At 45.6% G+C, this 26,412-nt stretch carries 22 protein-coding genes and 2 pseudogenes; 13 read left to right on the forward strand and 11 right to left on the reverse strand.

Annotated elements, in window-relative coordinates; translation table 11 throughout:
• Positions 1 to 2: 2 nt before the first annotated feature.
• The 3 genes and pseudogenes from HUN05_10920 to HUN05_10930 all read right to left on the reverse strand — a co-directional run bounded on the left by HUN05_10920 (position 3) and on the right by HUN05_10930 (position 2,959).
• A pseudogene (locus tag HUN05_10920) lies at positions 3 to 857 on the reverse strand (IS4 family transposase).
• A gap of 194 nt (positions 858 to 1,051) precedes the next feature.
• Positions 1,052 to 2,266 (reverse strand): ISL3 family transposase, encoded by a 1,215-nt coding sequence (locus tag HUN05_10925; protein WDP85578.1) that lies wholly within the window; start codon positions 2,264 to 2,266, stop codon positions 1,052 to 1,054.
• 507 nt (positions 2,267 to 2,773) lie between these two features.
• Entirely contained in the window at positions 2,774 to 2,959 is a 186-nt protein-coding gene (locus HUN05_10930) for a hypothetical protein (protein WDP85579.1), read from the reverse strand.
• A gap of 68 nt (positions 2,960 to 3,027) precedes the next feature.
• Between HUN05_10930 and HUN05_10935 the strand changes: the two genes are divergently transcribed.
• Positions 3,028 to 4,380, forward strand: a complete 1,353-nt coding sequence (locus HUN05_10935; GenBank protein ID WDP85580.1) for a TolC family protein — start codon at positions 3,028 to 3,030, stop codon at positions 4,378 to 4,380.
• A gap of 68 nt (positions 4,381 to 4,448) precedes the next feature.
• Here HUN05_10935 and HUN05_10940 read toward each other — a convergent pair whose 3' ends face one another.
• Both HUN05_10940 and HUN05_10945 read right to left on the reverse strand, forming a co-directional pair.
• Positions 4,449 to 5,663: an ISL3 family transposase gene (locus HUN05_10940; protein WDP85581.1), complete on the reverse strand. Its 1,215-nt coding sequence runs from the start codon at positions 5,661 to 5,663 to the stop codon at positions 4,449 to 4,451.
• A 54-nt stretch (positions 5,664 to 5,717) separates the two neighbouring features.
• Positions 5,718 to 6,887, reverse strand: coding sequence for an IS4 family transposase (locus HUN05_10945; protein WDP88028.1), 1,170 nt, complete (start codon positions 6,885 to 6,887; stop codon positions 5,718 to 5,720).
• Positions 6,888 to 7,203: 316 nt separating this feature from the next.
• Here HUN05_10945 and HUN05_10950 point away from each other — a divergent pair, with 316 nt between their 5' ends.
• Both HUN05_10950 and HUN05_10955 read left to right on the forward strand, forming a co-directional pair.
• Positions 7,204 to 7,863, forward strand: coding sequence for a transglutaminase-like cysteine peptidase (locus HUN05_10950; protein ID WDP85582.1), 660 nt, complete (start codon positions 7,204 to 7,206; stop codon positions 7,861 to 7,863).
• Positions 7,864 to 7,867: 4 nt separating this feature from the next.
• Entirely contained in the window at positions 7,868 to 9,313 is a 1,446-nt protein-coding gene (locus tag HUN05_10955) for a diguanylate cyclase (GenBank protein ID WDP85583.1), read from the forward strand.
• Here the strand turns inward: HUN05_10955 and HUN05_10960 are convergent.
• Entirely contained in the window at positions 9,239 to 10,399 is a 1,161-nt protein-coding gene (locus HUN05_10960; GenBank protein WDP85584.1) for a hypothetical protein, read from the reverse strand. The genes HUN05_10955 and HUN05_10960 overlap by 75 nt on opposite strands.
• Before the next feature lie 56 nt (positions 10,400 to 10,455).
• A complete protein-coding gene (locus HUN05_10965; GenBank protein WDP85585.1) occupies positions 10,456 to 10,638 on the reverse strand; it encodes a hypothetical protein in 183 nt (60 codons plus the stop codon).
• Positions 10,639 to 10,885: 247 nt separating this feature from the next.
• Here HUN05_10965 and HUN05_10970 point away from each other — a divergent pair, with 247 nt between their 5' ends.
• The 4 genes and pseudogenes from HUN05_10970 to HUN05_10985 all read left to right on the forward strand — a co-directional run bounded on the left by HUN05_10970 (position 10,886) and on the right by HUN05_10985 (position 15,451).
• On the forward strand, positions 10,886 to 11,356 hold the full coding sequence (locus HUN05_10970; protein WDP85586.1) for an EAL domain-containing protein: 471 nt from the start codon (positions 10,886 to 10,888) through the stop codon (positions 11,354 to 11,356).
• A pseudogene (locus tag HUN05_10975) lies at positions 11,353 to 13,493 on the forward strand (type I secretion system permease/ATPase). The gene HUN05_10970 and the pseudogene HUN05_10975 overlap by 4 nt, the downstream one beginning before the upstream one ends.
• Complete coding sequence (locus tag HUN05_10980; GenBank protein WDP85587.1) at positions 13,490 to 14,821, forward strand: HlyD family type I secretion periplasmic adaptor subunit; 1,332 nt, start codon at positions 13,490 to 13,492, stop codon at positions 14,819 to 14,821. The pseudogene HUN05_10975 and the gene HUN05_10980 overlap by 4 nt, the downstream one beginning before the upstream one ends.
• Before the next feature lie 84 nt (positions 14,822 to 14,905).
• The gene (locus HUN05_10985) at positions 14,906 to 15,451 is read left to right on the forward strand and encodes a response regulator transcription factor (GenBank protein ID WDP85588.1); all 546 of its coding nucleotides are present in this window, start codon (positions 14,906 to 14,908) and stop codon (positions 15,449 to 15,451) included.
• Between the two features lie 123 nt (positions 15,452 to 15,574).
• Here the strand turns inward: HUN05_10985 and HUN05_10990 are convergent, their stop codons facing one another.
• The 3 genes from HUN05_10990 to HUN05_11000 all read right to left on the reverse strand — a co-directional run bounded on the left by HUN05_10990 (position 15,575) and on the right by HUN05_11000 (position 18,541).
• Positions 15,575 to 15,814, reverse strand: a complete 240-nt coding sequence (locus tag HUN05_10990) for a hypothetical protein (GenBank protein ID WDP85589.1) — start codon at positions 15,812 to 15,814, stop codon at positions 15,575 to 15,577.
• A gap of 269 nt (positions 15,815 to 16,083) precedes the next feature.
• On the reverse strand, positions 16,084 to 16,995 hold the full coding sequence (locus HUN05_10995; GenBank protein ID WDP85590.1) for a proline dehydrogenase family protein: 912 nt from the start codon (positions 16,993 to 16,995) through the stop codon (positions 16,084 to 16,086).
• Between the two features lie 97 nt (positions 16,996 to 17,092).
• The gene (locus tag HUN05_11000; protein ID WDP85591.1) at positions 17,093 to 18,541 is read right to left on the reverse strand and encodes a PLP-dependent aminotransferase family protein; all 1,449 of its coding nucleotides are present in this window, start codon (positions 18,539 to 18,541) and stop codon (positions 17,093 to 17,095) included.
• Between the two features lie 105 nt (positions 18,542 to 18,646).
• Here HUN05_11000 and HUN05_11005 point away from each other — a divergent pair, with 105 nt between their 5' ends.
• The 6 genes from HUN05_11005 to HUN05_11030 all read left to right on the forward strand — a co-directional run bounded on the left by HUN05_11005 (position 18,647) and on the right by HUN05_11030 (position 25,169).
• Positions 18,647 to 19,528: a DMT family transporter gene (locus HUN05_11005; GenBank protein WDP85592.1), complete on the forward strand. Its 882-nt coding sequence runs from the start codon at positions 18,647 to 18,649 to the stop codon at positions 19,526 to 19,528.
• A 245-nt stretch (positions 19,529 to 19,773) separates the two neighbouring features.
• A complete protein-coding gene (locus HUN05_11010) occupies positions 19,774 to 20,106 on the forward strand; it encodes a hypothetical protein (protein ID WDP85593.1) in 333 nt (110 codons plus the stop codon).
• A gap of 21 nt (positions 20,107 to 20,127) precedes the next feature.
• Complete coding sequence (locus HUN05_11015; protein ID WDP85594.1) at positions 20,128 to 21,780, forward strand: ribonuclease J; 1,653 nt, start codon at positions 20,128 to 20,130, stop codon at positions 21,778 to 21,780.
• Complete coding sequence (locus HUN05_11020; GenBank protein WDP85595.1) at positions 21,777 to 24,086, forward strand: DNA translocase FtsK 4TM domain-containing protein; 2,310 nt, start codon at positions 21,777 to 21,779, stop codon at positions 24,084 to 24,086. Before HUN05_11015 ends, HUN05_11020 begins: the two co-directional genes overlap by 4 nt.
• On the forward strand, positions 24,073 to 24,696 hold the full coding sequence (locus tag HUN05_11025; protein WDP88029.1) for a class I SAM-dependent methyltransferase: 624 nt from the start codon (positions 24,073 to 24,075) through the stop codon (positions 24,694 to 24,696). The genes HUN05_11020 and HUN05_11025 overlap by 14 nt, the downstream gene beginning before the upstream one ends.
• 14 nt (positions 24,697 to 24,710) lie before the next feature.
• The gene (locus HUN05_11030; GenBank protein ID WDP85596.1) at positions 24,711 to 25,169 is read left to right on the forward strand and encodes a thioesterase family protein; all 459 of its coding nucleotides are present in this window, start codon (positions 24,711 to 24,713) and stop codon (positions 25,167 to 25,169) included.
• 44 nt (positions 25,170 to 25,213) lie between these two features.
• Here the strand turns inward: HUN05_11030 and HUN05_11035 are convergent, their stop codons facing one another.
• A complete protein-coding gene (locus tag HUN05_11035) occupies positions 25,214 to 26,254 on the reverse strand; it encodes a ChaN family lipoprotein (GenBank protein WDP85597.1) in 1,041 nt (346 codons plus the stop codon).
• Positions 26,255 to 26,412: the final 158 nt, after the last annotated feature.

Genomic DNA, 26,412 nt, shown 5'->3' on the forward strand with positions numbered 1-26,412 from the left:
TATATTTGTTCCGCTGTTAAATCATGCCTGTCAGTTGCCACATAGTATTTGACGCCAGCAATTTTATAGCCAACAACCCGAACAGGCCTTTTCGTCTGGTTTTGATTCGGAGTACCAAGTTTAACCAGTGCATCATAAAAAATGTAGCTGTCGGAAGGGGTCTCGTGGTTATCAATAATTGTTCTTGTTGTCCTGGTTTTTATACGGCAGACAAAATGTTTGCCTTGCTCCTGAAGCAGGTCAAATTCTTTATGGGATTGATATCCACGATCCATAACACCTGTTTGCCCCTTGGAAAGTATTTTGGGAACAAAAGTGCGTTCAGCGCCGTTGCCTTCAGTCAAAAAGATTTTGTTTGGGATTCCGTGATTAATGTCAAATCCGCAATGTACTTTGGCTTTTTTACTTCCTTTTCTGTAGTTCGCCCAGTGCATTGAAAGGACTGCATTTATGAGACTACCGTCAATGGAAACCAACTCTCCTAACTCGGCGTGTTCACCCGGATGACACTCAAGAGCCTGTTTATAAAGATCCTCAAAGATAAATTGCAGTTGTTCGAGTCCCCTGTGATTGATGGCTTCACAGAAACTACTACGGCTGATACCACCGTCTGGCGCAATATTTTCTTTAGCAAAAACATTCTCCTTGAGATCCTGAATTAAATGTCGGGCAGACTTGTGCTCCTGAAGATGGAAATAAACCAAAGCATTTATCTGGTCTTCGAATGTCATTTTTAAAGGGCGGTCTCCTCGAGATTGTAATTCCGGTGCTTTTGAAAGTGACTTTATCAGAGGGCACCTGAAATTGTCAAAGTTCAGGGACCGTAGTTGTTTTTTAGGGACTGAGATGTGCGTCATTTGAGCTCCTTGAGTTAAATTTTCAAGGCGCACAAAAATTTTTACGCACATTTGTCAACACAAAACAGACTGTTTTTTCAATGATTTTAGATGCTTTTTATATGCAACAACCTAACCGGACACTACTGAATAATTATGTATTTATCTAAATAAAAATACCTATATTTGTCGGTTTTGAATTTAAAAATTATGGTTCATCCGATTAATGCGTACCTTTTATTGTGAAGGTCCAAAAGTTTCAACCTGAAAAACTCCGAATCCCTGTATCCATAAGCTTTCCGTTTCATGGTTTTTATCTTGTTATTTGTCCCTTCTAAAGGACCTGTAGATATCCTGTAATCATAGTATGAAAGGATTCTTTGCCTGTGCACAGCCAAGGTCTTGGCAAATTTCATCAACATTGGAATTTTGGAAATATTGGCCAGATTGATCCAATTGCTGACTATCTTTTCAGCTGTTTCTTTTTTCTTTTGATTCCATATTTGCCTGAGTTCCTCTTTCATGTAGTAGACTACCAATAGCGGCTGATTTATTTTCAATGCTTCTTCTAACCGTTGGGCCTCCTTCTTGTCATCACTGAGGTTTTCGGGATTTTTTAACAAAAGCCACCGGACTCCCTTCAGAAGTTTTTGTTGCCCGGTATTGGCAAGAAGGTTGTAGAGCTTTCGCCTGAAATCCGACAGTTTCTCATTGAACAATTTAACAACATGAAATCTGTCAAAGACAATTGCTGAACCAGAAAGATTTTCAATAACAGCACTCAAGTATGCCGGGGACATATCGATGCTGACGGCTTTGATTTTTGCTTTCGATATTTTCACTTTTGTCCAAAAAGATTTCAAAGCTTCACCACCTTTTCCTTCTCCCACGTGCAGAATTCTACCGGATTCCAGATCCATCACGATGGTCAAGTATTTATGCCCTTTCCCTATGGAAATTTCATCTATGGCAATCTGCCGGACTTTCTCAAGGGGGATATTTCGATAACGCCTCAGCAGGTCTTCTTTCTGGATCTGCTTTATCGTATCCCAGCTGATCCTTAAATGGATGGCAATATCTTTGATTGTCATGAACTGAGACAACTCCAAGACATACCGTTCAAAAGCCCGGGTATAGCTTTTCCCCTCCTGGGCAAAGGATAGTTTGATTTGCCGGACAAATTGACAGAACGAACACCAAATTCTCTGGATAGCCGTCCTGAGAATCACGGGTTTTGAACCTACCGGTATTGTTCTGAGATCTCTTGTCACAATCCCTTTCCTGGTGACGGACCTGGAATTACATTCCGGGCATTTTACCGCCTCCGGTTTTGGTATGAGTTCAAAAGTGATTATTCCACCGATGAAACGTGTTGTTTTATAAAAGTAGTCACGAAGGCCAAAGGCATGGTATATGAAGCTTGTGGACATTAATTCATTCTCCGATTTTGTGCGAATAACACAAAAAAATTAGAACATGATCATGTTCACACCATCATTTCAAGCATAAAAATCCTTACTGTGTTATTGCCTTCCCAGTGATGTTTCTCAGTCCAGGTACGCGATTTTCTGATGAACCAAAATTATGACAGGGCAAATCAACACGGTCAGTCTCTTTTGTTTTTCTATATTTTTCTAAGAATCTCTTACTGTTTTTGTCCATGGACCCTGGGGGGTATAATTGGGGTTTTGCCTTTTTTCTAAGGGTTTCCCTGATTCTTTGGGTCTTTTTTTGCTACTTTTGGGATTTTTTTTTACTTAATTTTTTTGAGTATTTCATTTTCTTCCCAATTGCGACCAATAATTATTTGACAATCCATACCCAATGAAATAATTCTCATGAATAGCAATGCCGTCATATAAAGCTATTGTGAATCTTAAATCATATATTTTATTTTGATCTGTTCAGATCCTGAAAGAAGACGCAGGGGTTCAGGATCAGTTCAGTTCTTTTAAGTAAAAAGAGGGGATGATGAGTCGTCTGTCAAAAGTTTTTAAAATTGCATTAATTTCTGTGGTGGTAATGGGGTTGTCTGTGATTTCAGGGCAGGCAATGGAAGGGATCAGTCTTGATGATGCATTAATGTCTGTTGCCAAGACAAATCCCCAGATTAAAGAATCCATGGAATCCTATGGAAGTATTGTGGCTGAAAGGAAGATTGCCAGAAAAGGGTATCGTCCTACAGTAGGCGTTGAAGCATACAGTAGGCGTTGAAGCATATACCGGTCCCAAGTACACCAACGGGGTTCCCACAAATGATATTTCCGAAAAACTCTGGGAAAATTCAGCAACCGCTTATGTTCGTCAGAATCTGTTTGAAGGATTTGGCACAGAAGCATTTGTTGATGAAACCGAAGCCAGGATCAAGTCTGCGGCCTATGATGTTTTGAATACGGCCAATACGGTTTTTTTGAATGTGGCTGAAGCCTATGTCAATGTATTAAACGCCAGGGAGCAGGTTGCGATTGCAGAGAAAAACGTGCTGACCCAGGCAAGAATTCTCAAACAGATCAAGGAACGTTCCGAGTCCGGATTTGGCCGGGTCTCTGATTTGACCAATGCCGAGTCAAGGCTTTCCCTGTCCCGTGGAAATTTTATTTCCCGCCAGCAGGACCTGAATCAGGCGTTGACAAAATTTCATCGTCTTTACGGCCGGATACTCACCCCGGAACAGTTCGTTCTTCCTGAAACAAAATTTGTCCTTCCTGAAAATGTTCAGGAAGTTGTGGACCTTGCCTTTGGAAACCATCCTGCATTGCGGGTGGCAAGGTATAACATCATTGTACGCAAGTTTTCCAGAGAACGGGCAAAAGCTGCGTTTTGGCCCTCTCTTGACCTGCTTGTCAGTGGTGGTTTCAGAAAAGATATCGGCGGCGAAAGAGGAGAGACCAAGGATCTGGGTGCTGCCCTTCAGCTGAACTACCTTCTCTACGATGGTGGTGCAAGGTATGGCGAAACTGAGAAAAATTACAAACGTATGCTCCAGGAATACCAGAAAGCCTATGATGAAAGACGGAATGTCAATGAAATCGTTCGTCTGGCCTGGAATATTCAGGTTGCCGAGAAAAGTAAAAAAGACTTTCTTGCCGAGCATGTCCGTTTGAGCAAGAAGACCCTTGATGAGTTTGTTGAAGAGTTCCATGCCGGCAAACGTGATCTGCTTGAGATCCTGGATATGGAGATCGAATATTATAATGCCCAGTCTTCAATGATTGCTTCCAACTACTCATACCTGGTGGCCTATTATAGAACGGTTCAGGCCATTGGTTCCCTGCTGGTTGAATTTGATACGGACCTGTCTGAAAAAGTCGGTCTGACAGAAGCAGAGGCCTTTGATATCTATTCCTGTGATGAGCTTGCAAAAGAGCTTGACGTTGAAGGCATCGTGGTTGATGTTGATGCCGATGCCCAGGATGACTGCGCTGATCAATGCGACAACACCCCCGAGGGTGCTGAACTTGAAGCGTTTGGATGCAGTGAGATTGATCCTTCTGAATCCGGTTATGAAATACCCAAGGAGCTTAAACCTTATATCGAAAACTAAGACCTTTTGTCTCCAGGGCCTTTTTAAGGCCCCGGAGACATACCCTGCATACCTATGAAAATAAGGGTTCATCCGATTAATGCGTACCTTTTATTGTGAAGGTCCAAAAGTTTCAACCTGAAAAACTCCGAATCCCTGTATCCATAAGCTTTCCGTTTCATGGTTTTTATCTTGTTATTTGTCCCTTCTAAAGGACCTGTAGATATCCTGTAATCATAGTATGAAAGGATTCTTTGCCTGTGCACAGCCAAGGTCTTGGCAAATTTCATCAACATTGGAATTTTGGAAATATTGGCCAGATTGATCCAATTGCTGACTATCTTTTCAGCTGTTTCTTTTTTCTTTTGATTCCATATTTGCCTGAGTTCCTCTTTCATGTAGTAGACTACCAATAGCGGCTGATTTATTTTCAATGCTTCTTCTAACCGTTGGGCCTCCTTCTTGTCATCACTGAGGTTTTCGGGATTTTTTAACAAAAGCCACCGGACTCCCTTCAGAAGTTTTTGTTGCCCGGTATTGGCAAGAAGGTTGTAGAGCTTTCGCCTGAAATCCGACAGTTTCTCATTGAACAATTTAACAACATGAAATCTGTCAAAGACAATTGCTGAACCAGAAAGATTTTCAATAACAGCACTCAAGTATGCCGGGGACATATCGATGCTGACGGCTTTGATTTTTGCTTTCGATATTTTCACTTTTGTCCAAAAAGATTTCAAAGCTTCACCACCTTTTCCTTCTCCCACGTGCAGAATTCTACCGGATTCCAGATCCATCACGATGGTCAAGTATTTATGCCCTTTCCCTATGGAAATTTCATCTATGGCAATCTGCCGGACTTTCTCAAGGGGGATATTTCGATAACGCCTCAGCAGGTCTTCTTTCTGGATCTGCTTTATCGTATCCCAGCTGATCCTTAAATGGATGGCAATATCTTTGATTGTCATGAACTGAGACAACTCCAAGACATACCGTTCAAAAGCCCGGGTATAGCTTTTCCCCTCCTGGGCAAAGGATAGTTTGATTTGCCGGACAAATTGACAGAACGAACACCAAATTCTCTGGATAGCCGTCCTGAGAATCACGGGTTTTGAACCTACCGGTATTGTTCTGAGATCTCTTGTCACAATCCCTTTCCTGGTGACGGACCTGGAATTACATTCCGGGCATTTTACCGCCTCCGGTTTTGGTATGAGTTCAAAAGTGATTATTCCACCGATGAAACGCGTTGTTTTATAAAAGTAGTCACGAAGGCCAAAGGCATGGTATATGAAGCTTGTGGACATTAATTCATTCTCCGATTTTGTGCGAATAACACAAAAAAATTCAGTGATGTCCGGTTAGGTTTTTGCTTGCTCAATAATTTTTTGATCTTTGACAATATTGTCCCTGTTTGAACTATGAGAGCCCTGCTCCTCGCAGCCAAACAGGTCATTTAGAATGGCGGTTCGCAGCTGCCGAACTCTTTTGATCGTGACCTTTTCATTAAACTGTTTTTGGCAATGGATTGCCAGTAACAGGTAAGTGATAAGGCCGCCAAGAATCTGAACCATAAGGCCGTATTCACTGCGGGCAATGAGATGATATACCTTCAGATGTTCTTTCCACCATTTGAAAAAATCCTCAATGGTCCACCGGAGTTTATAAATTGTTGCTATTTGTTCCGCTGTTAAATCATGCCTGTCAGTTGCCACATAGTATTTGACGCCAGCAATTTTATAGCCAACAACCCGAACAGGCCTTTTCGTCTGGTTTTGATTCGGAGTACCAAGTTTAACCAGTGCATCATAAAAAATGTAGCTGTCGGAAGGGGTCTCGTGGTTATCAATAATTGTTCTTGTTGTCCTGGTTTTTATACGGCAGACAAAATGTTTGCCTTGCTCCTGAAGCAGGTCAAATTCTTTATGGGATTGATATCCACGATCCATAACACCTGTTTGCCCCTTGGAAAGTATTTTGGGAACAAAGGTGCGTTCAGCGCCGTTGCCTTCAGTCAAAAAGATTTTGTTTGGGATTCCGTGATTAATGTCAAATCCGCAATGTACTTTGGCTTTTTTACTTCCTTTTCTGTAGTTCGCCCAGTGCATTGAAAGGACTGCATTTATGAGACTACCGTCAATGGAAACCAACTCTCCTAACTCGGCGTGTTCACCCGGATGACACTCAAGAGCCTGTTTATAAAGATCCTCAAAGATAAATTGCAGTTGTTCGAGTCCCCTGTGATTGATGGCTTCACAGAAACTACTACGGCTGATACCACCGTCTGGCGCAATATTTTCTTTAGCAAAAACATTCTCCTTGAGATCCTGAATTAAATGTCGGGCAGACTTGTGCTCCTGAAGATGGAAATAAACCAAAGCATTTATCTGGTCTTCGAATGTCATTTTTAAAGGGCGGTCTCCTCGAGATTGTAATTCCGGTGCTTTTGAAAGTGACTTTATCAGAGGGCACCTGAAATTGTCAAAGTTCAGGGACCGTAGTTGTTTTTTAGGGACTGAGATATGCGTCATTTGAGCTCCTTGAGTTAAGTTTTCAAGGCGCACAAAAATTTTTACGCACATTTGTCAACACAAAACAGACTGTTTTTTCAATGATTTTAGATGCTTTTTATATGCAACAACCTAACCGGACACTACTGAAAAAAATTAGAACATGATCATGTTCACACCATCATTTCAAGCATAAAAATCCTTACTGTGTTATTGCCTTCCCAGTGATGTTTCTCAGTCCAGGTACGCGATTTTCTGATGAACCAAAATAAGGCAGCAGAAAAATTTCTCTGCACATGGAATATTCAGGCAAAGATACGGGTCTAAGGGCGGTCATATGCATAAGATCCGGATTTTTTGTTCTGTTTTTGTTCTGTTTTTATTTGCCCAGATGATTGTGGGCGCCTCCCACCGGTTCTATGTCAAGCAAGCCCAACTCAGTAAATATGAACAAAATTACGGCCCACGGGCTGTTAAACGCCTGAACGCCCTTTTATCCCTCATGGACGCCCGTCAAAACGATCCCGATGAAGAAAAACTTGCAGCGGTTAACCGGTTTTTCAACCAGATCCCCTACAGAACGGACCGGAAGAATTGGGGAAAAAGCTATTATTGGGCCTCACGCCTTGAATTTTTGGGCAAAGGCATGGGGGATTGTGAGGATTATGCCGTGGCCAAATATTTAACCCTGACTCAGCTAGGGGTTCCCCAGGAAAGATTATTTATGACCTATGTCAGGGCCAAGGGGTTTTCCGAAGCCGCACATATGGTGGTCTCATATTATACGGACAGAAAAGCGGTTCCCCTGATCCTTGATAATTATGACAAACGAATTCTTCCTGCCACCCAGAGAAAAGATTTGATCCCGGTCTATAGTTTTACAGGTCAAGATCTTTTTTTGCAAAAACAAAAAGGCCTTGGAAAAAGGGTTGACCCTTCCAAAGTGAAGAACCTTCAAAAGCTTAGATCCATTGATCTTGAAATATACAGGGGCTAATAAAATGACTTTATTCAAACAGATCATGATGTTTATCACGGCCTTGCTTTCCTTGGTTTTGGTCATTGTGTTCAGCATTAACTTTAATGTGTCCAAAAGCTTTGTTCAAAATGACCTTTACCAGCGGGCCAAAAATTCAGTCAACTCCCTGTCCCTTTCTCTTGGGGATGTCAGTGATGATGTGTTTTTGATGGAAACCACCATTAACGCCATGTTTGACGGCGGGCATTTTCAGCGGATCACCCTCAAGGATATAGATGATAAACAGGTTTACGGAAAAGAAGAAACCCTTGTGATTGAAGGGGTGCCTGATTTTTTTATCGGGTTTATCAATCTTGAGGCCCCGGTTGCCAAAGCCGTGGTTTTCAACGGGTGGAATATCTTTGGCAGTCTTGAGGTCCAGGGACATACCGGAGAGGCCTGTCTGAGAATGTGGGGAATTTTTAAAAGCCTGAGTTTTTCCTTTTTTATTCTGTGGACAGGGTGTATCCTGGTGTCCAGCTTGATGCTCAAGCTGATGCTCAAATCATTGGACCGGATCCGTGAGCAGGCCCAGGCCATTGGAGAAAATAAATTCATTATCAATCCCCACATCCCGTCCACCGTTGAATTAAAGCAAGTGGTTCTTCAGATGAACAAGATGGTGGAACCCGTTCAAAATAATTACGCCAGATCCATTGAGACCATTAAGGAAGCCAAGCTGCTCAGGTTTAAGGACATGGTCTCAGGCCTTTACAACAAGGCATATTTTGTCCGCATGATGCAGGCCAACTTGGAATCCCAGGCAGCGGTCTCAAAAGGCGAAGTGATTCTGCTGACGATTGAGGGGTTGCCACAGTTGAAAGAGGTCGAAGGCTACGGGGTTTCAGAAGCCTTTATAAAAGAGGCGGCCGGTATTTTAAAGGATAAAACCCAGAAAATTGAAGGCCGGGTGGTCACCTGTATTAAAGAGACGGAATTTGGGTTGATTCTTCCCTGTATTTTACCTGAGAACGCCATGGATATGGCTGAATCAATTTTAAAAGATCTTTTAAAATTGATCAAGAAAGGAACGGTACTCGAAGACTATCTCCAGGTTTATGCAAGTGTTGCCTCCTATACTTACGAAGACAATACCTCCACCATTTTTTCCAAACTCGATTATTCCATGATCCTGGCCAAAAACAGCCAGGACAATACCCCGGTCCATTTCAAGGAAAAGACAGATACCCTTTTGGGCAGGGGAGAGTGGAAAACCCTGATCGAGACAGCCATTGATTCCAATAATATTGTTTTTTCCTGCCAGCCGGTGTTGACCTTGGAAGAGCAAACCTTTTACCGTGAAATTTTTATTGCCATGAAAGATGATCATGGGGGCGCATTCCCATTTTCCCGGTTATACCGCTGGCACTGGATTGTGCATGTTTGCCATCTGCTTCAGGCAGTTCCAACGCCCTGCTTTATAAAATGATCGCAGCATAATCATTTTTTCTGCATTCTCCCGATACCAAAAGATGCATGGACCTTTAAGACGTAAATTCACGACTCTCCGAATCGAACTTTCAATAGCACCGCTGCCAATAGGTAAGTTCAACGCTTTTACAGTTGAGAAATTAAGCCTCAGTTCATTGCGCACAAAATAATCCCGTTCCGTCTTGATAGCCTTACTGTTTCTGCCTCTACAAAGCTTCTGGACGGCCTGTACCACCTCAATCGCCTTTCCCTTCAGCAGAAGACCTCGCTGCTTCGATACCCAGCGTTTGCGTTCCTTGGATGACCAGGTCTTCCTTAAGCCTGCTACTGTACCCAGATGCTCAACTGCATGGTAGAAATCGAGAAGTTCATACACACGCTCAGGAGCCAAACCCAATGCTTTTAGCAGTCCGGGGATTCGATTCCAAATCCAATGTGCCCCATCTGCAACAAACAGTATTTTGTCTGAGTTCTGAATATGAAGGGAGTTCAAATAACCCTTTAACAAGTGGAATACACCATCCGGTCCATTGAAACAGCCATCAATAAATGGTGAAAAGCTTTTTTCTTGTTTTCCATGGGCGTCCACTACATAAATGATCAAAAGCTTGGGTTCTCGCCATGCCCCACGAAATCGGGTTCTATCCTTTTGGGTTTTTGGTCCCCTTTTCTTCTCTCTGAGCCGAGTGCGGCCACCATCAGTGCTGATAACGACTCGCCGCCCTTCAAGTAAATCTCTATCATTTAATGGGATTCGGCCCGCTTGTTGTTCGGCTCGAGCCCGCTCTGCGTACCGATAGGTCAGTTTACGGATGACCTTTATACCCAACGTCATCCCACGGTCACAAAGCACTTGACGGACTTCTTCAAAAGAACTTAATAAGGCTGACCAAGAACTCACCATAGAAGCCAAAGCAGGCGAGCAGCGATCATGGATTCCAAGAAGGATTAAGCCAGCGTATGCACCTTTATATCTTTTTCCTTTTCGGCGGTCACAGGACCTTCGATAGTATCGAACATGAATATCAACCGAACTATCTGTACAAAGCTGAATCCAAACGGTCTCAAGCCCTTCGCTTTTCATCCGTCCCGGCCAATTGGACATCAATTCTTTTTCTTGGTCGACCTGTTCAGAGGAATCTACTGAGGCCTGGATCTTTTTTTTAAAAAAAAGGCGCTTATCCGATTTGTATACTCAAGGATTTCCTGCTCCATCTGTTCTAATTCGTTAGCGTTACGAACCAAGCGATTTGGATCTTCTTCCAGTTCTTTGAGGCATGCAAGGACTTCATCAACAGTATTACAATCTTCAGCTTTCTTCATTAGCACAATCCATTTATGTTCATTTCAGCGTAACAGAGGATATCATTCTTTTTGCTCTAAAAGACAGGCCTTTTTAAAACCGGGAAAATAGGAATGCGCCCGATCATGGTATTGTGAAAAGCGCTGGTTTTTTTATGCCCATGGCAATGGAGCTTGGGCTTGCACGGACCATAGACCAGCATGTGATGACACAGGTTGCCCGATTGATTGGGGAAAAAAGCAAAAACCCGTTGAGGATGCCTTTGGCGTGAATGTCAGCGCGGATTTTATCCAGGACCGGAATTCTTTTATCTGGGCCAGAAATTTTCTTTCTGCCCAAAAAAGTCTGTCAGCCCATTTGGCATTTGAAATGTCAGAAGCGGTTCTGATCCGGTATCCTGAAATTTCCCTGGATTTTGCAGGTCTTGTCAGGGGCATGGGGTTTAGTTTTGGCATTGATAATTTTACCATCAATGATGACTCTTTGGCCATGCTCCAGCAGCTCACCCCTGATTATATCAAGGTGGATTATGCCTATCTTTATGACTATAGGGATCAGGCAAAATTCAAAATAACCTTAACCATGCTTCAAAGTATTACAGAGAGTCTGAATATAAAACTGATTGGTACTAAAATCGAAACCTCAAACCAGCTTGATGATCTGAAAGCCGCAGGTATCCAGTATTTCCAGGGACGACAGGTGGCCCAGATTCAACCTTTGGAGAGACATGACGGATAAAAAAAAATGATCCCCTGCTGCTCTGCCTAGCGACCCTGACAAAGCTTGAGAACCAGCCGGTAAGCCCGGAAGCACTTGTCAGCGGACTTCCTTTTGATCCGAAAACAGATAAGAATCGATTGTTTTCCATTGGAAATTCAAAGGCAAATTTTTCCCGGGCATCTCAAAATGCCGGATTCAAATCCAGCCTGTTTAAACGCAAATTAAAGGATATTCCCGCTGTGGTCCTGCCGGCCATTCTTCTGGTAAAGGACGATGGCGCCTGTATTCTTACGGCCATAGACCATGTAACCCAAAAAGCGGAGATCATCTGCCCTGAAGTGGATGAGACCCCCACATCTGTGGATATTGATACTTTAGAAGACCAATATCTCGGATTTTCTTTTTTCCTTAAAAAAGATTATCTGGGCAAACGGGTGGAAGAGTTTACGGCCAAGGAACGGGATAAGAAAAGATGGTTTTTTCAACCCTGCTCAGGTTCAAGGGTATTTACGGTAACGTGCTGGTGGCAAGTCTTTTTATTAATCTTTTTGTCATCGCAGGTCCCATGTTCACCATGAGCGTGTATGACCGGGTGATTCCCCACAATGCCATTGATACCTTGTGGATGCTCACCATCGGTATTGGTGTGGTTTATCTCTTTGATATTCTCCTTAAATTTTTAAGGACTTATTTTCTTGAAGTGGCTGCCAAAAAATCCGATGTGATTCTTTCTTCGGTGTTGTTTGAGCAGTGCATGAATATGAAAATCAAAGACAAACCCAACTCAGTCGGGGCCTTTGCCAATAATATCAAAGATTTTGATACCATCCGTTCGTTTTTGTCCTCAAGCGTGATCACCGCATTTATCGAGCTTCCCTTTGCCGTGATTTTTCTTTTGGTGATTTACACCATCCACCCTCTTTTGGTCATTGCCCCTTTGACTGCCATTTGTTTGATTTTAATTTACAGCATTATCATGAGAGGTCCCTTAAAAAAGGTGATTGACGTCACCCAGGAGGCGGTTGCCAGAAGAAACGGGATTCTAGTGGAATCCTTGTCCAACCTTGAAACCATTAAGGCCTTTAACGCATCCAGTTCCATCCAGTGGTTCTTGGAGGAGAGCACAGGCGATATTGCCGAACGAAGTATTAAATCCAGGGTATTGTCCACCTCTTTGACAACCATTGTGGCTTTTTTATCCCAGGTTTCTTCTGTGGCCGTGGTGGTGATCGGTGTCTTTCTCATCAAGAAAGGGGAGTTGAGCATGGGCGGTCTGATTGCCGTGAACATTCTCTCGGGCAGGACCATCGCCCCAATGTCCCAGGTGGTTTCCCTTGTTACCACCTTCCAGCAGATGGCTGCCAGTTTAAGATATCTCACCGAGCTGATGAACCGGGATGTGGAACGGCCCGAGCATAAATTGTTTGTGAGATGTCCGGTGTTCAAAGGGGAGATTGAATTCAAGGATGTGGCATTTGCATATCCCGAGGAAACCAATCCAGCCATTAATGATGTCAATATCAAGATAAAACCTGGAGAACGGGTGGGAATCATAGGCCCCGTGGGCTCGGGTAAAACCACTCTTGGTAAATTGCTGCTTAACTTTTACGATCTGGCCAAGGGCAGTATTTTTGTCGACGGCATTGACATTCAGCAGATTGATCCTGCTGATCTGCGTCATAATTTAAGTTATGTGCCCCAGGATGTATCTCTTTTTTCTGGCACGGCAAGGGAGAACATCGTGTTCAAAGCCCCACACACAGAAGATGAGACCGTGATCAAAGCGGCTGCCATCGGGCTGGTGAATCATTTTTCAGACAAACATCCCAAAGGGCTTGACCTTCAGGTGGGAGAACGGGGATCCAGGCTTTCAGGGGGGCAGCGCCAGTGCATCGGCATTGCCAGGGCCTTTATCCACCCCAGCCCCATTATTCTTTTGGATGAACCCACCAATGCCATGGATTATGCCTCTGAATCCCAGGTGGTGAAAAATCTGGATGCTGCGACCAAAGGAAAAACAACGATTATCATCACCCATAAGCCCTCAATGGTGAACATTGTTGACCGGTTCATTGTCATGGAAAATGGTAGAATTGTGTTGGACGGTCCGAAAAAAGAGGTGCTCAAACAACTTGGGGGAACAGCGAAAAAATGAAAAAAAACGTGTACTCAGCCAGGGATATTCAATTCATGAACAGCCTGAACGGTGCTGTGGTTGAAAAAAGTCCGGTAAATATGACCATTGTCCTCTATATTATTGTTTTTTTTGTGGGGGCCTGTCTTGTCTGGGCAAATTTTGCGGAAATTGACGAAATGACCCGGGGATTCGGCCGGGTCATTCCTTCCTATAAAATCCAGGTGATCCAGAATCTTGAAGGCGGGATTGTGGAGGACATTCTTGTCAATGAGGGGGATGCGGTTAAAAAGGGTCAGGTTCTTGTCATCATCGACGACACCGGAGCCGGCTCTTCCTTTGAAGAGAGCAATATACGGATTGTTGAGCTTCGTGCAAGAAGCCGCCGGCTCAATGCTGAGGCCGCAGGCAAGCCTTTTAACGTGGAAGAAAATCTTGAGTCTAACTATCCGAGCATCGTGAACGAAGAAAGAAAACTTTATCTGGCCAATCAGAAAAAGCTTAAATCTGAAGTGGTTGTGCTCAAGCAGCGGCTGCGCCAGAGAAAGATCAGCCTTGAAAAGGCCACCCAGAGCATCCGTCAGCTCAAGTTGAGCAAGGATATGATCCAAAGGGAGATGGACCTGACAGAGCCTTTGTTCAAGAAAAACCTGGTTTCAGAACTTGAATATATCCAGGTCAAGCAAAAGGTGGTTGAGAATCAAAGGGAGCTTGTTGCTGAGATCAATGCGGTTTCCTCGTCCAAGTCCCAGATTTCAGAAGTTCAAAACCAGATTCAGGACCTTCGGGCCGAACATGCCCTGGCTGCCCAGGCAGAATTGAGCAAGGTGGTGGGTGAGCTTGAACGGCTCCAGAGCAGTCGGGTGGCTTTGGAGGACCGGGTGAACAGAACCCATGTGAGATCTCCTGTCAACGGGACGGTAAAGCAGTTATTAATCAATACTGAGGGCGGGGTTGTCTCGCCGGGTATGGATATTCTTGAAATCGTGCCCACGGATGACAAGCTTTTGGTTGAAGCCAAGGTAAAGCCTTCGGATATTGCCTTTTTATACCTTGGCCAGGATGCGGTCTTGAAGATTACCGCCTATGATTTTGCCATTTACGGCAGCCTTGAGGGTAAAGTGGACCATATCTCCGCAGACACCATCCTGGATCCGGCCTTTCAAGAAGAGTTTTATCTGGTGAATATTAAAACCGATAAAAATTATCTGGGCACAGAGGATAATAAAAAAGAAATTATTGTGGGCATGACGGTTCAGGCGGACATTATCACAGGAAAGAAAACCATTCTTCAATATATAATGAAACCTATTTTGCGTGCCAAATACAATGCGTTCAGGGAGAAATAGCGAGAACTGAAGCCAAAGGAGACCCATGTTTATCTGTACGGGTGATCTAAAATTTGTTCAGGAGATCCGCAGGAGGAGGTTACAATGATCAATGATGCCGCCTTGATTGCCGACAAAGGAATTCAAACAGGCAAGGAAATGGTGGTCATTGATCTTGAACCCGGGTTTGAGAATATGGGGCTGTTTCCTGAAAAAATGCCCTTGTTGACCTGTCCTTGCATTGCGCTGTCAAATGTACCTGCCTATGAAGAGGCGGTTCGCCTGATGCAGTTCGGCATCAGGGGATATGGCAATAAATACATGCTGCTGGAAAATTTTCGCCAGACCGTTGCATCGGTATCTGCCGGACAATTATGGCTCATCCCGTTTATTTTAAATAAATTTATCCAGAATATGGCAGTTCCTGGACATCCGGAATCTGACAAAGAACGTCTGGCCTTTTGGACAAAAATCAGCAAGCGGGAAAAAGAAGTGGCCCAGCTCATTGCAAAGGGATTCTCCAACCAGGAGATTGCAGACAAGATGTTTGTCTCCCTTAGAACGGTCAAGGCCCATCTGACCAATATTTATGGCAAAACCGGATGCAGGGATCGCATGGACCTTGCCTTGAAAGTGAACCAGATGCATTGAGAACGGTAGTCTTTGGATTTGCTCAGGGCGTTGAGCCTGGATTTGAATCTTGGGGTTGAACTAAAGAAAATAAAAACCCCCCCGGACGGCAATCCGGGGGGGGGGTAGAGTTACAGGGGAAATTTAGCCAAGCTGTTCTCTCATGGTGATGTCATGTTTGAGTTCCTGAATGGTTTTTTTGCCCATCTTCCGGTCATGATCCTCGGAATAGGGCGAGGCACACACTTTTTTAAGCTTTTCAGCATTTCCCTCGACCGTGTGCCTTGCATCACTGGAAAGACCCTCGATGCAACTATTATATTGTTTATTCAGTTTTCGTCTCACTTTCAATTCCTCGTGCTGCCTGACAGCTCTGTCTTTCATAACAGGCTCCTTTCATATAATAGTGTAAACTATTTGGAACTTAAGATCCCCTTGGGTTAATAAAGGATATCTTCAGGTAAAAGAATAAACAGTTTTTTCTATTTGGCAAGGGTGTTGATGAAAAAAGTTTGACGAACCTTAAAAAAACAGCGAAGGCTTCTTTTGGATACCATTTGTAAGTATTCCACCGAAGTGATCAAAAGTCCATATTTTTCTGGGTGGAAAATATCTTTGTTTTTTTGGCCGGAATCCAAGCCTTTTAATTCGGGTTAACCTCTGCCCAGCATTGCTTTGATAATATGGTTGACCATGGCCGGGTTTTCTTTGAGCCGTCGGGTGGAATATCCAAACCAATGGGCACCAAAGGGGACATATACCCGGACCGGGTGGCCTGCATCTGCAAGTTTTTTCCTCTGTTTGGGTGTGACCCCGTAGAGCATCTGGAATTCGTAATTTTCTTTGGGAACATTGTACTTGTCAATCAACTCAAGTGCCCCCTGGATCAATGGCCGATCATGGGTGGCAATGGCAGGATACACCTTATTTTTAAACATGAACTCAAGGTCTTCAAGATAATGGGCATTGATTTCATGGTAGTCTTTATAGGCAATGGCGGCAGGTTCTACATAGATTCCTTTGCAGAGCCTGAAGTTTAAGGGGGCGGTATCTGATCTCAGGTCCAGCATGGCCTCAATATCCCCCAAGGTCCGTTTGAGATAAGCCTGGAGTACAAGGCCTACATTTTGGGGAAATTCATTTTTCAAGCGCCTGAATATCTCTATGGAATCGTCAACACAGGGGGAATTTTCCATATCAATGCGGATGAAATTATTAAAGGATGCGGCTTTGGCCACAAGTTCCCGAATGTATTCATAGCATTTTTCCCTGTCCAGAAGCAGGCCGAACATGGTTGGTTTGACAGAGTAATTACCTATTACTTCAGTCTGTTCAACCGTTTGAATAAGGTCCAGGTATTCATCCCGGTTGTCCCTTGCCTGGTCCATGTTTTCAATGAATTCTCCCAGGATATCAAGGGTGACCATTGTTTTTTCCCGGTTAAGGGTTTTGGATGCACAAATGGCTTCCTGGGTGGTTTCACCGGCAATATAATTTTTGGAAAACTGCCAGATAAATTTTTGGGGAAAATATGGAAGGACCTGACTGATAATTTTATTTAGCATGTTAAGCTCCTGATTTTTTCAATGGTTTAACCATTAACACTTCGCAAAATATGCGTTCATTTTTGCCAATTGTCAACCCTAATTTGCTGTCGGCAAATCAGATCAGGTCTTTTTCCTTGTATTCTTCTTTTATCAATTGACCCAGAAGGGCGATTCCCTTTTCAAGGGCAGGCTGCCATTGAATGCCGCAGTTGAGGCGCAGACAGTGTTTGTACCGGTCAGACGAAGAGCAGAGCCGTCCCGGCAAAATGGAGATGTCCCGACGCCGGGCTTTTTGGTAGATATTCATGGTATCAATGGCCTGGTTCAGTTCGATCCAGATCATCATCCCCCCTCTGGGAAATGTCAGCCGGGTATCTTTGGGAAAGTGATTTGCAATGGCAATGGCAAAAAATGAGGCCTGGTTTTTGATTTGGTTTCTAAGGCGCCGCAGATGCCTGTCATAGGCACCGCTTTCCAGAAATATGGCAGCCACCTTGTGATTGATGCTGGGGCAGGCCAGCTGGGTGTTGAGTTTGAGGCGGATGATTTTTTCCTTGAATTTGCCGGGAATGGTCCATCCTGCGCGCAGCCCCGGGGCCAGGGTTTTGGAGAATGATGAGCAATAGAGCACCAGTCCCTTTTCATCAATACTTTTAAATGTTCCGGGCCGGGTCTTTCCAAAAAAGAGATCTCCGTAAATATCATCTTCAATGATGGGAAGGTCATTGGCATGGGCAATATCCAACACCGATTTTCTGTTTTCAGGCGACATCACAGATCCGAGCGGATTCTGGAAGTTGGTGTTGAGCAGGCAGGCGCGGATGTCGTTTGAGGCAACAATGGCTTCAAATGCATGGGGATCCATTCCACGGTCCGGGTCTCCAGGCAGCTCTATGATATACATGTTCAGATCTTCGATAAGCTGTAAAAAGCAATGGAATACCGGAGATTCCACCAGGATGGTGTCTCCGGGGTTTGCCACAGCCCTCAAACAGAGGCTGACCGCTTCTAGGCAACCATTGGTGGTGATGATGTCATGGGCAAAGACTTTACAGGCATGGCCCAGCATCTGCTTGGCCAGAGCATTGCGCAGATCCAGGCTGCCCATGCAGGTATCATAGCTGACCATGGCCGTTTCCAAATCATCCATGGACATGGATTTGAGGATTCTGGACAACTGTTTGACGGGCATGAGCTCCTTTGATGCCACCGCCGCGCCCAGCTGAAGCATATTATCTGCCTGGAGATCCGTGAGTATGGTTTCGGCCAGGTCATTGATTTTGACCCGGCTCGGCAGGGCCGTGGTTTCATCCCTCCCGGGCAGGGGTAAGGGGTTTGCAACCAAAGGTCTTACATAAAAGCCTGATTTTTCCCTGGCATGGACCCGGCCCCGTTTTTCAAGCTCAATATAGGCCTGGTGGATGGTGGAAACGCTCAGGCCCAGCTGGTGGTGAAGTTTTCGAAGAGAGGGCAGCTTTTCTCCGGGCCTGAACTGCCCGGTCATGATGTCTGCCTGGATTTCATCGGCCAGGGCCACGTATCTGAAGTTGGTCTGGGAGGTCATGGTCTGCTCATCTGTTATGGTTGATGTTTCGATCTTTTGTAACTGTTTATCTTTTGATAAATAGTATAAGTCTTTTAAATTGGCAATATTTAAAAAGGCAGGATAATGAAACAGGTATTTTTGTATGCGGTTACCGTATTGATCTGGGGATCCACCTGGATTGCAATCAAGTTTCAGCTGGGCCAGGTGGATCCCATGGTTTCAGTGATTTACCGGTTTGGCCTGGCAGGGGCGCTGCTGCTTTTTTTCTGCAGGATTCGCAGGTTGACCTTGCGCTTTTCATTTAAAGAGCATTTTTTCATGGCAATGGTGGGATTTTTTTTGTTTTCCATGAATTATTGGCTGATTTACCGGGCCGAGGCCCATCTGACCTCCGGGTTGATGGCCGTGATATTTTCATCTCTTATTTTTTTTAATATTGCCAACAATGCTCTTTTTTTAGGGGCTGCGATTGATTTGAAAATGGTGGCCGGTGCCCTGGCCGGTATCTTGGGCATTTGCCTGATCTTCATGCCAGAAATTCAAGGGTTTTCACCTGGAGATAAGGGGATGACCGGAATCGGTCTGGGTGTGGCGTCTGTCCTTTTGAGTTCCTTTGGCAATATTGTCTCGGCCAGGAATACCCGTGAAAAGATTCCCATTATCCAGGCCAATGCCTTTGGCATGACTTACGGTACACTGACCCTGACCCTTATTGCCCTGTGTCTGGGAAAGGACTTTGGGGTTTCTTTTTCCCTTTCCTATACGACCTCCCTGGTCTTTTTGTCTGTGTTTGGCTCCATTGTGGCCTTTGGTACATATCTTACCCTGGTGGGCTCCCTTGGGCCGGATAAGGCCTCCTATGCCATCATGGTGGTTCCGGTGGTGGCCTTGGTGATTTCGTCTTTTGTGGAAAATTATGCCTGGACCCTTTCCGGAATCACAGGTCTTGGGCTGGTTCTCGGGGGCAATTTTCTGGCCCTTTGGAAACGGTCCGGGCAGCATTAGCCCAAGATTGAAATCTTGGAGTCAGGTCTCAAAAATCTTTACCTTGTAAAATGAGGTATCGAAAAATTCAACTTGGATGTAGATTTGCCCATGTGTAAGGCGCAAGAAATTTTGAAACCGGAGTGTACTCTTGTACATGAGGATTTTAAAATTTTGCAGCAACGCGGCAGATGGCAAGTCTACATCCAAGTACTATTATAGTTCAGGTTGCATAGTACAATAGATCTATGCTAATTAAATGACTTATGAAACAATATGTAATCGACGGATTGACGCTTCAAAATTATACTGCACTCAAGGAATATCTGGACGCACACCTGGATTGCGCTCCCGTCGGAGGGATCTATTGGCTTGAACTGGACCGGGAATGTCTCACCCCTGTCCAGGCAGACCATCGGGACTGCGGTCCCCATGTCTTTGCCCTGATGCTGGAAGAATCCTATTTATCTTGTGAACTGCTGGTGAGAATTAAAACCAATATTAAATGTGACTGCATGGGATATGCCACCAAAGAACAGCGGGACTGGCTGATCGATTGGACCGATGCCCTTATGGCGCATCTTTCCATCTGCATTTGATACTGGGTCTGGAAAATATTTATGCTTAAGATTATACCCTTGGGGGGCCTGGGTGAAATCGGCCTGAACATGATGGTGGTGGAATACGGTGATGTTATGTTCATCATTGACGCAGGTCTCATGTTTCCCGAAGATTATATGCTGGGTGTGGATATTGTCATTCCTGCCATGGATTATTTAAGGGAAAACCGGGACAAAATTGAGGGCATCATCCTCACCCACGCCCACGAAGATCATATCGGGGCATTGCCCTATCTTCTCCGGGAGATCCGTCTGCCGGTTTACGGCACCCCCTTTACCCTGGAAATTGTCAGAAATAAACTTGTGGAGTTTGAACTCAATACCTATATTGACCTGAATCTGGTCCATCCGGGTGAAGTGTTGTCCATTGAGCCCTTTGAAATTGAATTTATACGGGTGAGTCATTCGACCATTGACGGGGTGGGCCTGGCCATTACCACCCCTGAAGGGGTGGTGGTCCATACCGGAGATTTCAGGATTTCCCATTCTGCCGACAAGATGAAAAATACGGATATTTCAAGCTTTGCAAGGTTTGGAGAGCAGGGGGTCCTGGCCCTGATGTCCGATTCCACCAATGTTGAGGTGGAAGGGTATACCATGTCCGAGCAGGAGGTGGCCAAAAATCTGGGCAAATTGATTGCAGTCGCCCCGGGCAGGGTGCTTGTGGCCCTTTTTGCTTCAAATGTATTTCGTATCCAGCAGGTGATTGACATTGCAAGGCGCAATAACCGTAAAGTCATCTTTAACGGGCGAACCATGGAGCAGATTACCTCTGTTGCCATTCGCCTGGGGTATATTACCTGTCCGCCAGGCTTGATTGTGGATATCAAACAGATCCACAAACTGCCGGCCCAAGAGGTGGTGATCATTACCACGGGCAGCCAGGGAGAGCCCATGTCTGCCCTGGCCCGGATGGCTTCAGGCATGCACAAGCACATTAATATCCGCCAAGGGGATACGGTCATCCTTTCGTCCAAATACATCCCGGGCAATGAAAAGGCCATTGCCAATATTATTAACAAGCTTTACCGCAGGGGGGCTGAAGTGGTCTATTCAAAGATCGCTCAGATCCATGCCTCTGGTCATGCACACCAGGAAGAGCTCAAGCTCATGATCAATTTGACCAAGCCTGAATATTTTATTCCCATCCACGGAGAGTACCGGCATCTGGTCGTCCATGCAAGACTTGCCGAAAAGCTGGGCCTGGACAGGGATAATGTGATTGTGGCCGAGGACGGGCTGGTGATTGCCTTTGATCAGGAGAAGGGCGGCCGTATCGACGGCAAAGTCACAACAGGAAGGGTTCTTGTGGACGGCAAGGGCATCGGCGATGTGGGACGGTCCGTATTAAAAGAGCGCAGGGAGCTTTCAGAAGGCGGCCTTGTGGTGGTCACCATGATCATTGACGAAGAAACAGGGGGCGTTCTCTACGGGCCCGAACTGGTTTCCAAGGGGTTTGTCTTTGATTCGGCAACCGGATACCTGGTGGATGACGCCCAATGTGTGATTCTTGAAATTGTAGAGGAAATCGAGGCTGGTTTGGAGTCCAGAGTGGAATTGATCCGCAAAAAACTCCAGCGGGCCTTAAAGCAGTTCTTTGCCTTTGCCATCAACCGCAGACCCTTGATCGTACCCATTATTATTGAAGTATGAAAAAAGAATTATACGGCATTTCACTTTTCTTTTTTATCATCCTGACGGCAGTCAGCCTTTTTTCATTCCATGGGGCAGACCCCTGCGTGGGGAACCATTTTTATACTGTACCGGACAAGGTTCACAATCTCTTCGGCCTGGTCGGGGCCCATGTGGCCGGTTTTTTTGTCTATTTTTTCGGTATCGGCGCCCTGTGGATTCCCCTGGTTCTCTCTTTGCTCGGCCTGTGGTATCTTAAAGAAAAATCTTTAAAAGTGGTTTGGCTGACCCTTGGGGGCGGATTGATTTTAATGGTCGCAACAGGGGCAATATTTTATCTGTTTAAAGATGCCTATCATTTTTCAAATACCCTGATTCCTGCCGGCGGTATCCTGGGTCAAGGACTGACGGCATTTCTTTTAAAATACGCCAATATTACCGGGTGCGTGATCATTCTTTCCTTTTTTGTGGTCATCGGATTTACCCTGGCCACGGGTATTTCCATTAAAACCATTGGCCTTGTCCTGAGAAAACAAACAGTTTCCTTTGGCCAGACCATTTACCGGGACCTTATCGAGGGGTGGGAATATGCCAAAAAAAGGGCGGCCCGGTTTAAGGCGGCAAGGAAAGAGGCAAGACTTGAGCGGGCCGAAAAGATCGAAAAGATGGCTGCCCTGCCCAGGGAAATTGAGATTGAGCCTGAACCGGAATCTCATCCTCAGAAGATGCCGGTTGTGGTTGTACAACCCCCTGGGACCGAGTCCGAGAGCCTGGATCTGGATGCACTGTTTGCACCGAATATTGTGGAAGTTGAAACCGATGAAAAAGAATATACCCCAGACCCTCTGATTCAGGATATCCGGGAACAGCCGGATTTTATCCTGCCCAAGCTTTCGTTTCTGGACGAAAAACCCAAGATCAGGCGTCAGATTGACGCCCAGGGCCTTCAGGACAAGGCCAGGATACTTGAAGGCAAACTCAAAGATTTCAATGTCCGAGGCGAGGTGGCGGAAATTCTTCCAGGACCCGTGATCACCACCTTTGAATACAAGCCTGCACCCGGGATCAAGCTTTCCAAAATCGTGGGACTTTCCGATGATCTGGCCCTGGCCCTGTCAGCCATTTCCATCCGGATTGTTGCTCCCATCCCGGGCAGGGATGTGGTGGGCATTGAAATCCCCAATGAACAAAGAGAACAGGTCAACCTGAGGGAGATGGTTTCATCCAAAGAGTTTGTCCGGTCCTCCTCCCTTTTGACTTTGGGCCTGGGCAAGGATCTTCTGGGACAGCCCGTGGCCACCACCATGGACAAAATGCCCCATCTGCTCATTGCAGGGGCCACAGGCACGGGCAAGAGTGTGGGGCTCAATTCCATGATCATCAGTCTATTGTACAAAGCCACCCCTGATGAGGTCAAGCTGATCATGGTGGATCCTAAAAGGATCGAGCTTTCGGTGTACAATGATATTCCCCATCTCATCACCCCGGTGGTGACGGATATGAAAAAAGCCACCAATGCATTGTTCTGGGCGGTCAAAGAGATGGAGCGCCGGTATGAGCTTTTAGAACTTTCCGGGCTGAGAAATATTGTCCAGTACAATGAAATGGTCAAAGAGCAGGGAGATCTCGCCTCCGGTACCCAGGACGCTGAGGCCCAGCCCCTTGAAATCCTGTCCTATATTGTTGTTATCGTGGATGAGCTTGGGGATTTGATGATGGTGGCATCCAAGGATGTGGAGTATGCCTTGACCCGTCTGGCCCAGATGGCCAGGGCGGCAGGCATTCATTTGATTATTGCCACCCAGAGACCCTCTGCCGATGTGCTCACCGGCACCATCAAGGCCAATTTTCCCACACGGATCTCTTTCCAGGTCTCGTCAAAAATCGACGGCAGGATCATCATTGACCAGGGCGGGGCTGAAAGCCTTCTTGGCAATGGAGACATGCTCTTTTGTCCCCCGGGCACAGGCAAGCTGATGCGCATCCAGGGGGCCTATATTTCTGAAAAGGAAATCGGGCGGATCACAGGATTTTTAAAGGGCCAGCGTAAGCCTGACTACAACGAAGAGGTTGTTCAGGGCGAGACCTCAGATGATGAAAAAAGTTTTGACGACGCCGATTACGACGCCAAATATGATGAGGCTGTGGCCCTGGTCACCAAAGACCGCCAGGCGTCAATTTCCTATGTCCAGCGCAGATTGCGCATCGGTTATAACAGGGCGGCAAGGCTGATTGAGATAATGGAGCATGAAGGTATTGTCGGCCCCCAGATGGGGTCAAAACCCCGTGAAATTTTGGTGAAAAGCTATGACCATGAACAAAATTGATTTTCAATTTTTAAATACCATCAAAGGGTTTATGGATGACCAGGAGGTGGTTCGGCTGTTTGAAATTTCCAGGCAGGCTTCTGCCATGGGACCCTTGCTTGAAATCGGGTCCTATTGCGGACGGTCTGCTGCCATTATCGGCCAGGCCTGCAAGGAAAATAAAAGCATTTTGTATTCCATTGACCACCACAGGGGCTCGGAAGAGCAGCAGCCCAAAGAAGAATACTTTGACCCGGATCTTTATGACAAAAATACAGGGGGGATCAACACCTTTCCCTTGTTCCGCCAGACGTTGAAACAGGCAGGATTAGAGGAAACCGTGGTTCCCATTGTGTCGACGTCAGCGGTGGCAGGACGAATGTGGCAGACCGGTCTTGCCATGGTTTTTATTGACGGCGGTCATTCCTTTGAAGCTGCCCATACGGATTTTCTCACCTGGTCCCCCCATCTGATGCCGGGCGGGTTTCTGGTGATTCATGATATCTTTTTTGATCCTGACAAGGGCGGTCAGCCGCCCAGGCAGGTCTATGAAGCGGCCATATCCACAGGCCGGTACGAAATCCTTGAGATGACCCATACCCTGGGGGTACTCAAACAGAAAAACCATTGAAATGAAGGAGCCCCATGCTCGACAATCTTTTGGACACCATAAAACACTATTACCTTGAATGGCTGCCCTTTAACAAGGTCCTTGGAATCTCCATCGATCATCTGGACTATGAAACCGGGCAGGCCCTGACCTCTTTTCCCATGAAACCCGAACTGATCGGAAATTCTGCCGCAGGTATTCTCCACGGCGGGGTCACCGCTTCGGTGATTGATCTTACAGGGGGATTAAGCGCCTTGCTTTCCTGTGTTAAAGGTAATGAGGGCGCAAGCCTCGATGAAATCCAGGCAAAGCTTGTGGCCTCTGCCACCATTGATATGCGGGTGGATTATTTAAGGCCGGGAAAAGGGGATTCCTTTGAGTGCAAAAGCCGCCTTATCCGGGCAGGCTCCCGAGTTGTGGTATCCAAAATAGATCTGTTCAATGATACTGACATCAGGATTGCAACGGGCACGGCAACCTATATGATCGGGTGAGGCTGTTGCTTTCATAACCTGAAGGTCAGACCTGAAAAAACACCTTATTCCTGGGATTTTGCCGGAGGCAGCCCTTTCATTTTTTTCAAGGCAGCCTTAAATTTTTCACAGGGATCTTCGTAGCTTACCCGCTGGGTAAACCATAGAAAATCAGCAGGGGGTACGGGCGCAAACCCTTTAAGTTCCAGAGGGTCCAGGTACTCGTCAAGAACGGCAGGTTTTCTTGATATTTCCGTCATGGCCAGGTTGACCTGGGAAATGCCAGGGGCCAGGTGGCGGACGCGGTCGATTACCCCAAGCCCGTATTCGGTATGGCCGTTTCCCATGATGACCACCACAGGACCTGAGGGCTTTCTATTCCGGCCTGATTCGTGGAGCTCGACAATGGACAGGGCCATTTGATCATTTCTTGCCGTCCAGGTGTCATAGAGCCTCTCTGTCATTTTACCGTGGTTCATTCCGCAGTGGACCGCCTTGAATATGGATTTCATATGGGCCTCATAGGCAGGATCGTCTAATTTTGTGGAAAACAACCGTTTTTGTTCAATACGGGTCAGCCCTGCCAGTCCCTTTCGGGTAATCCGTCTTTTCTGGGCAGACGAGATATCCAGTCCTGTGGCCTGAAGATTGTTTTCGCCTGCCAGGGACAGAAGATTCCAATAATAGGCCCACATTCGGTCTGACTGGTTTGCCCATCCTAGGTTTTTTCTCATTTTTGTTTCAAGGGCCGTGTCTGATTTCAACTGGTGCCCTGCCTTTTGTGCATCCCCAAGGTTTAAAAGAAGAGGGGTGTCATAAACTGAAAAAAATTCAAATCCAATGGTAGGAGATTTCCCCCTATCCACCAGGTGCTGGATGATCCGGTGCTGGATATCATGGTGCATGGGGTTGTCGTGTTTTTCTGAGATATAGATCACATCATAGGGCTCTAAGGCGGCCATCAGGCTTGTGAAATCAACCAACTTTTGGGTGGAGCTGTTCACAATTTTTCCGATCAAAGGATCATTGCGCATGATGGTTTTTGGGGCGGTGGCACAGGCCGATACCAGTGGGATTAAAATGAGTATGATCAAAAAAAAGCGCATAATCTCCTCTCGGATTTTGGAGTTTAAGTGAATATAATGCTTTTTTAGAGGATTTAAACCTATGGATGAAATAGATCTGAAAAATTTTCAGGTTAACAGGCCCTGGGTGCAACACGGTAGATCGGCCAGTTGCCGGGCAATTTCGTTCAGATTATAAA

Origin of the sequence: Desulfobacter sp. (genome assembly GCA_028768545.1) — a bacterium.
Lineage (GTDB): Bacteria > Desulfobacterota > Desulfobacteria > Desulfobacterales > Desulfobacteraceae > Desulfobacter.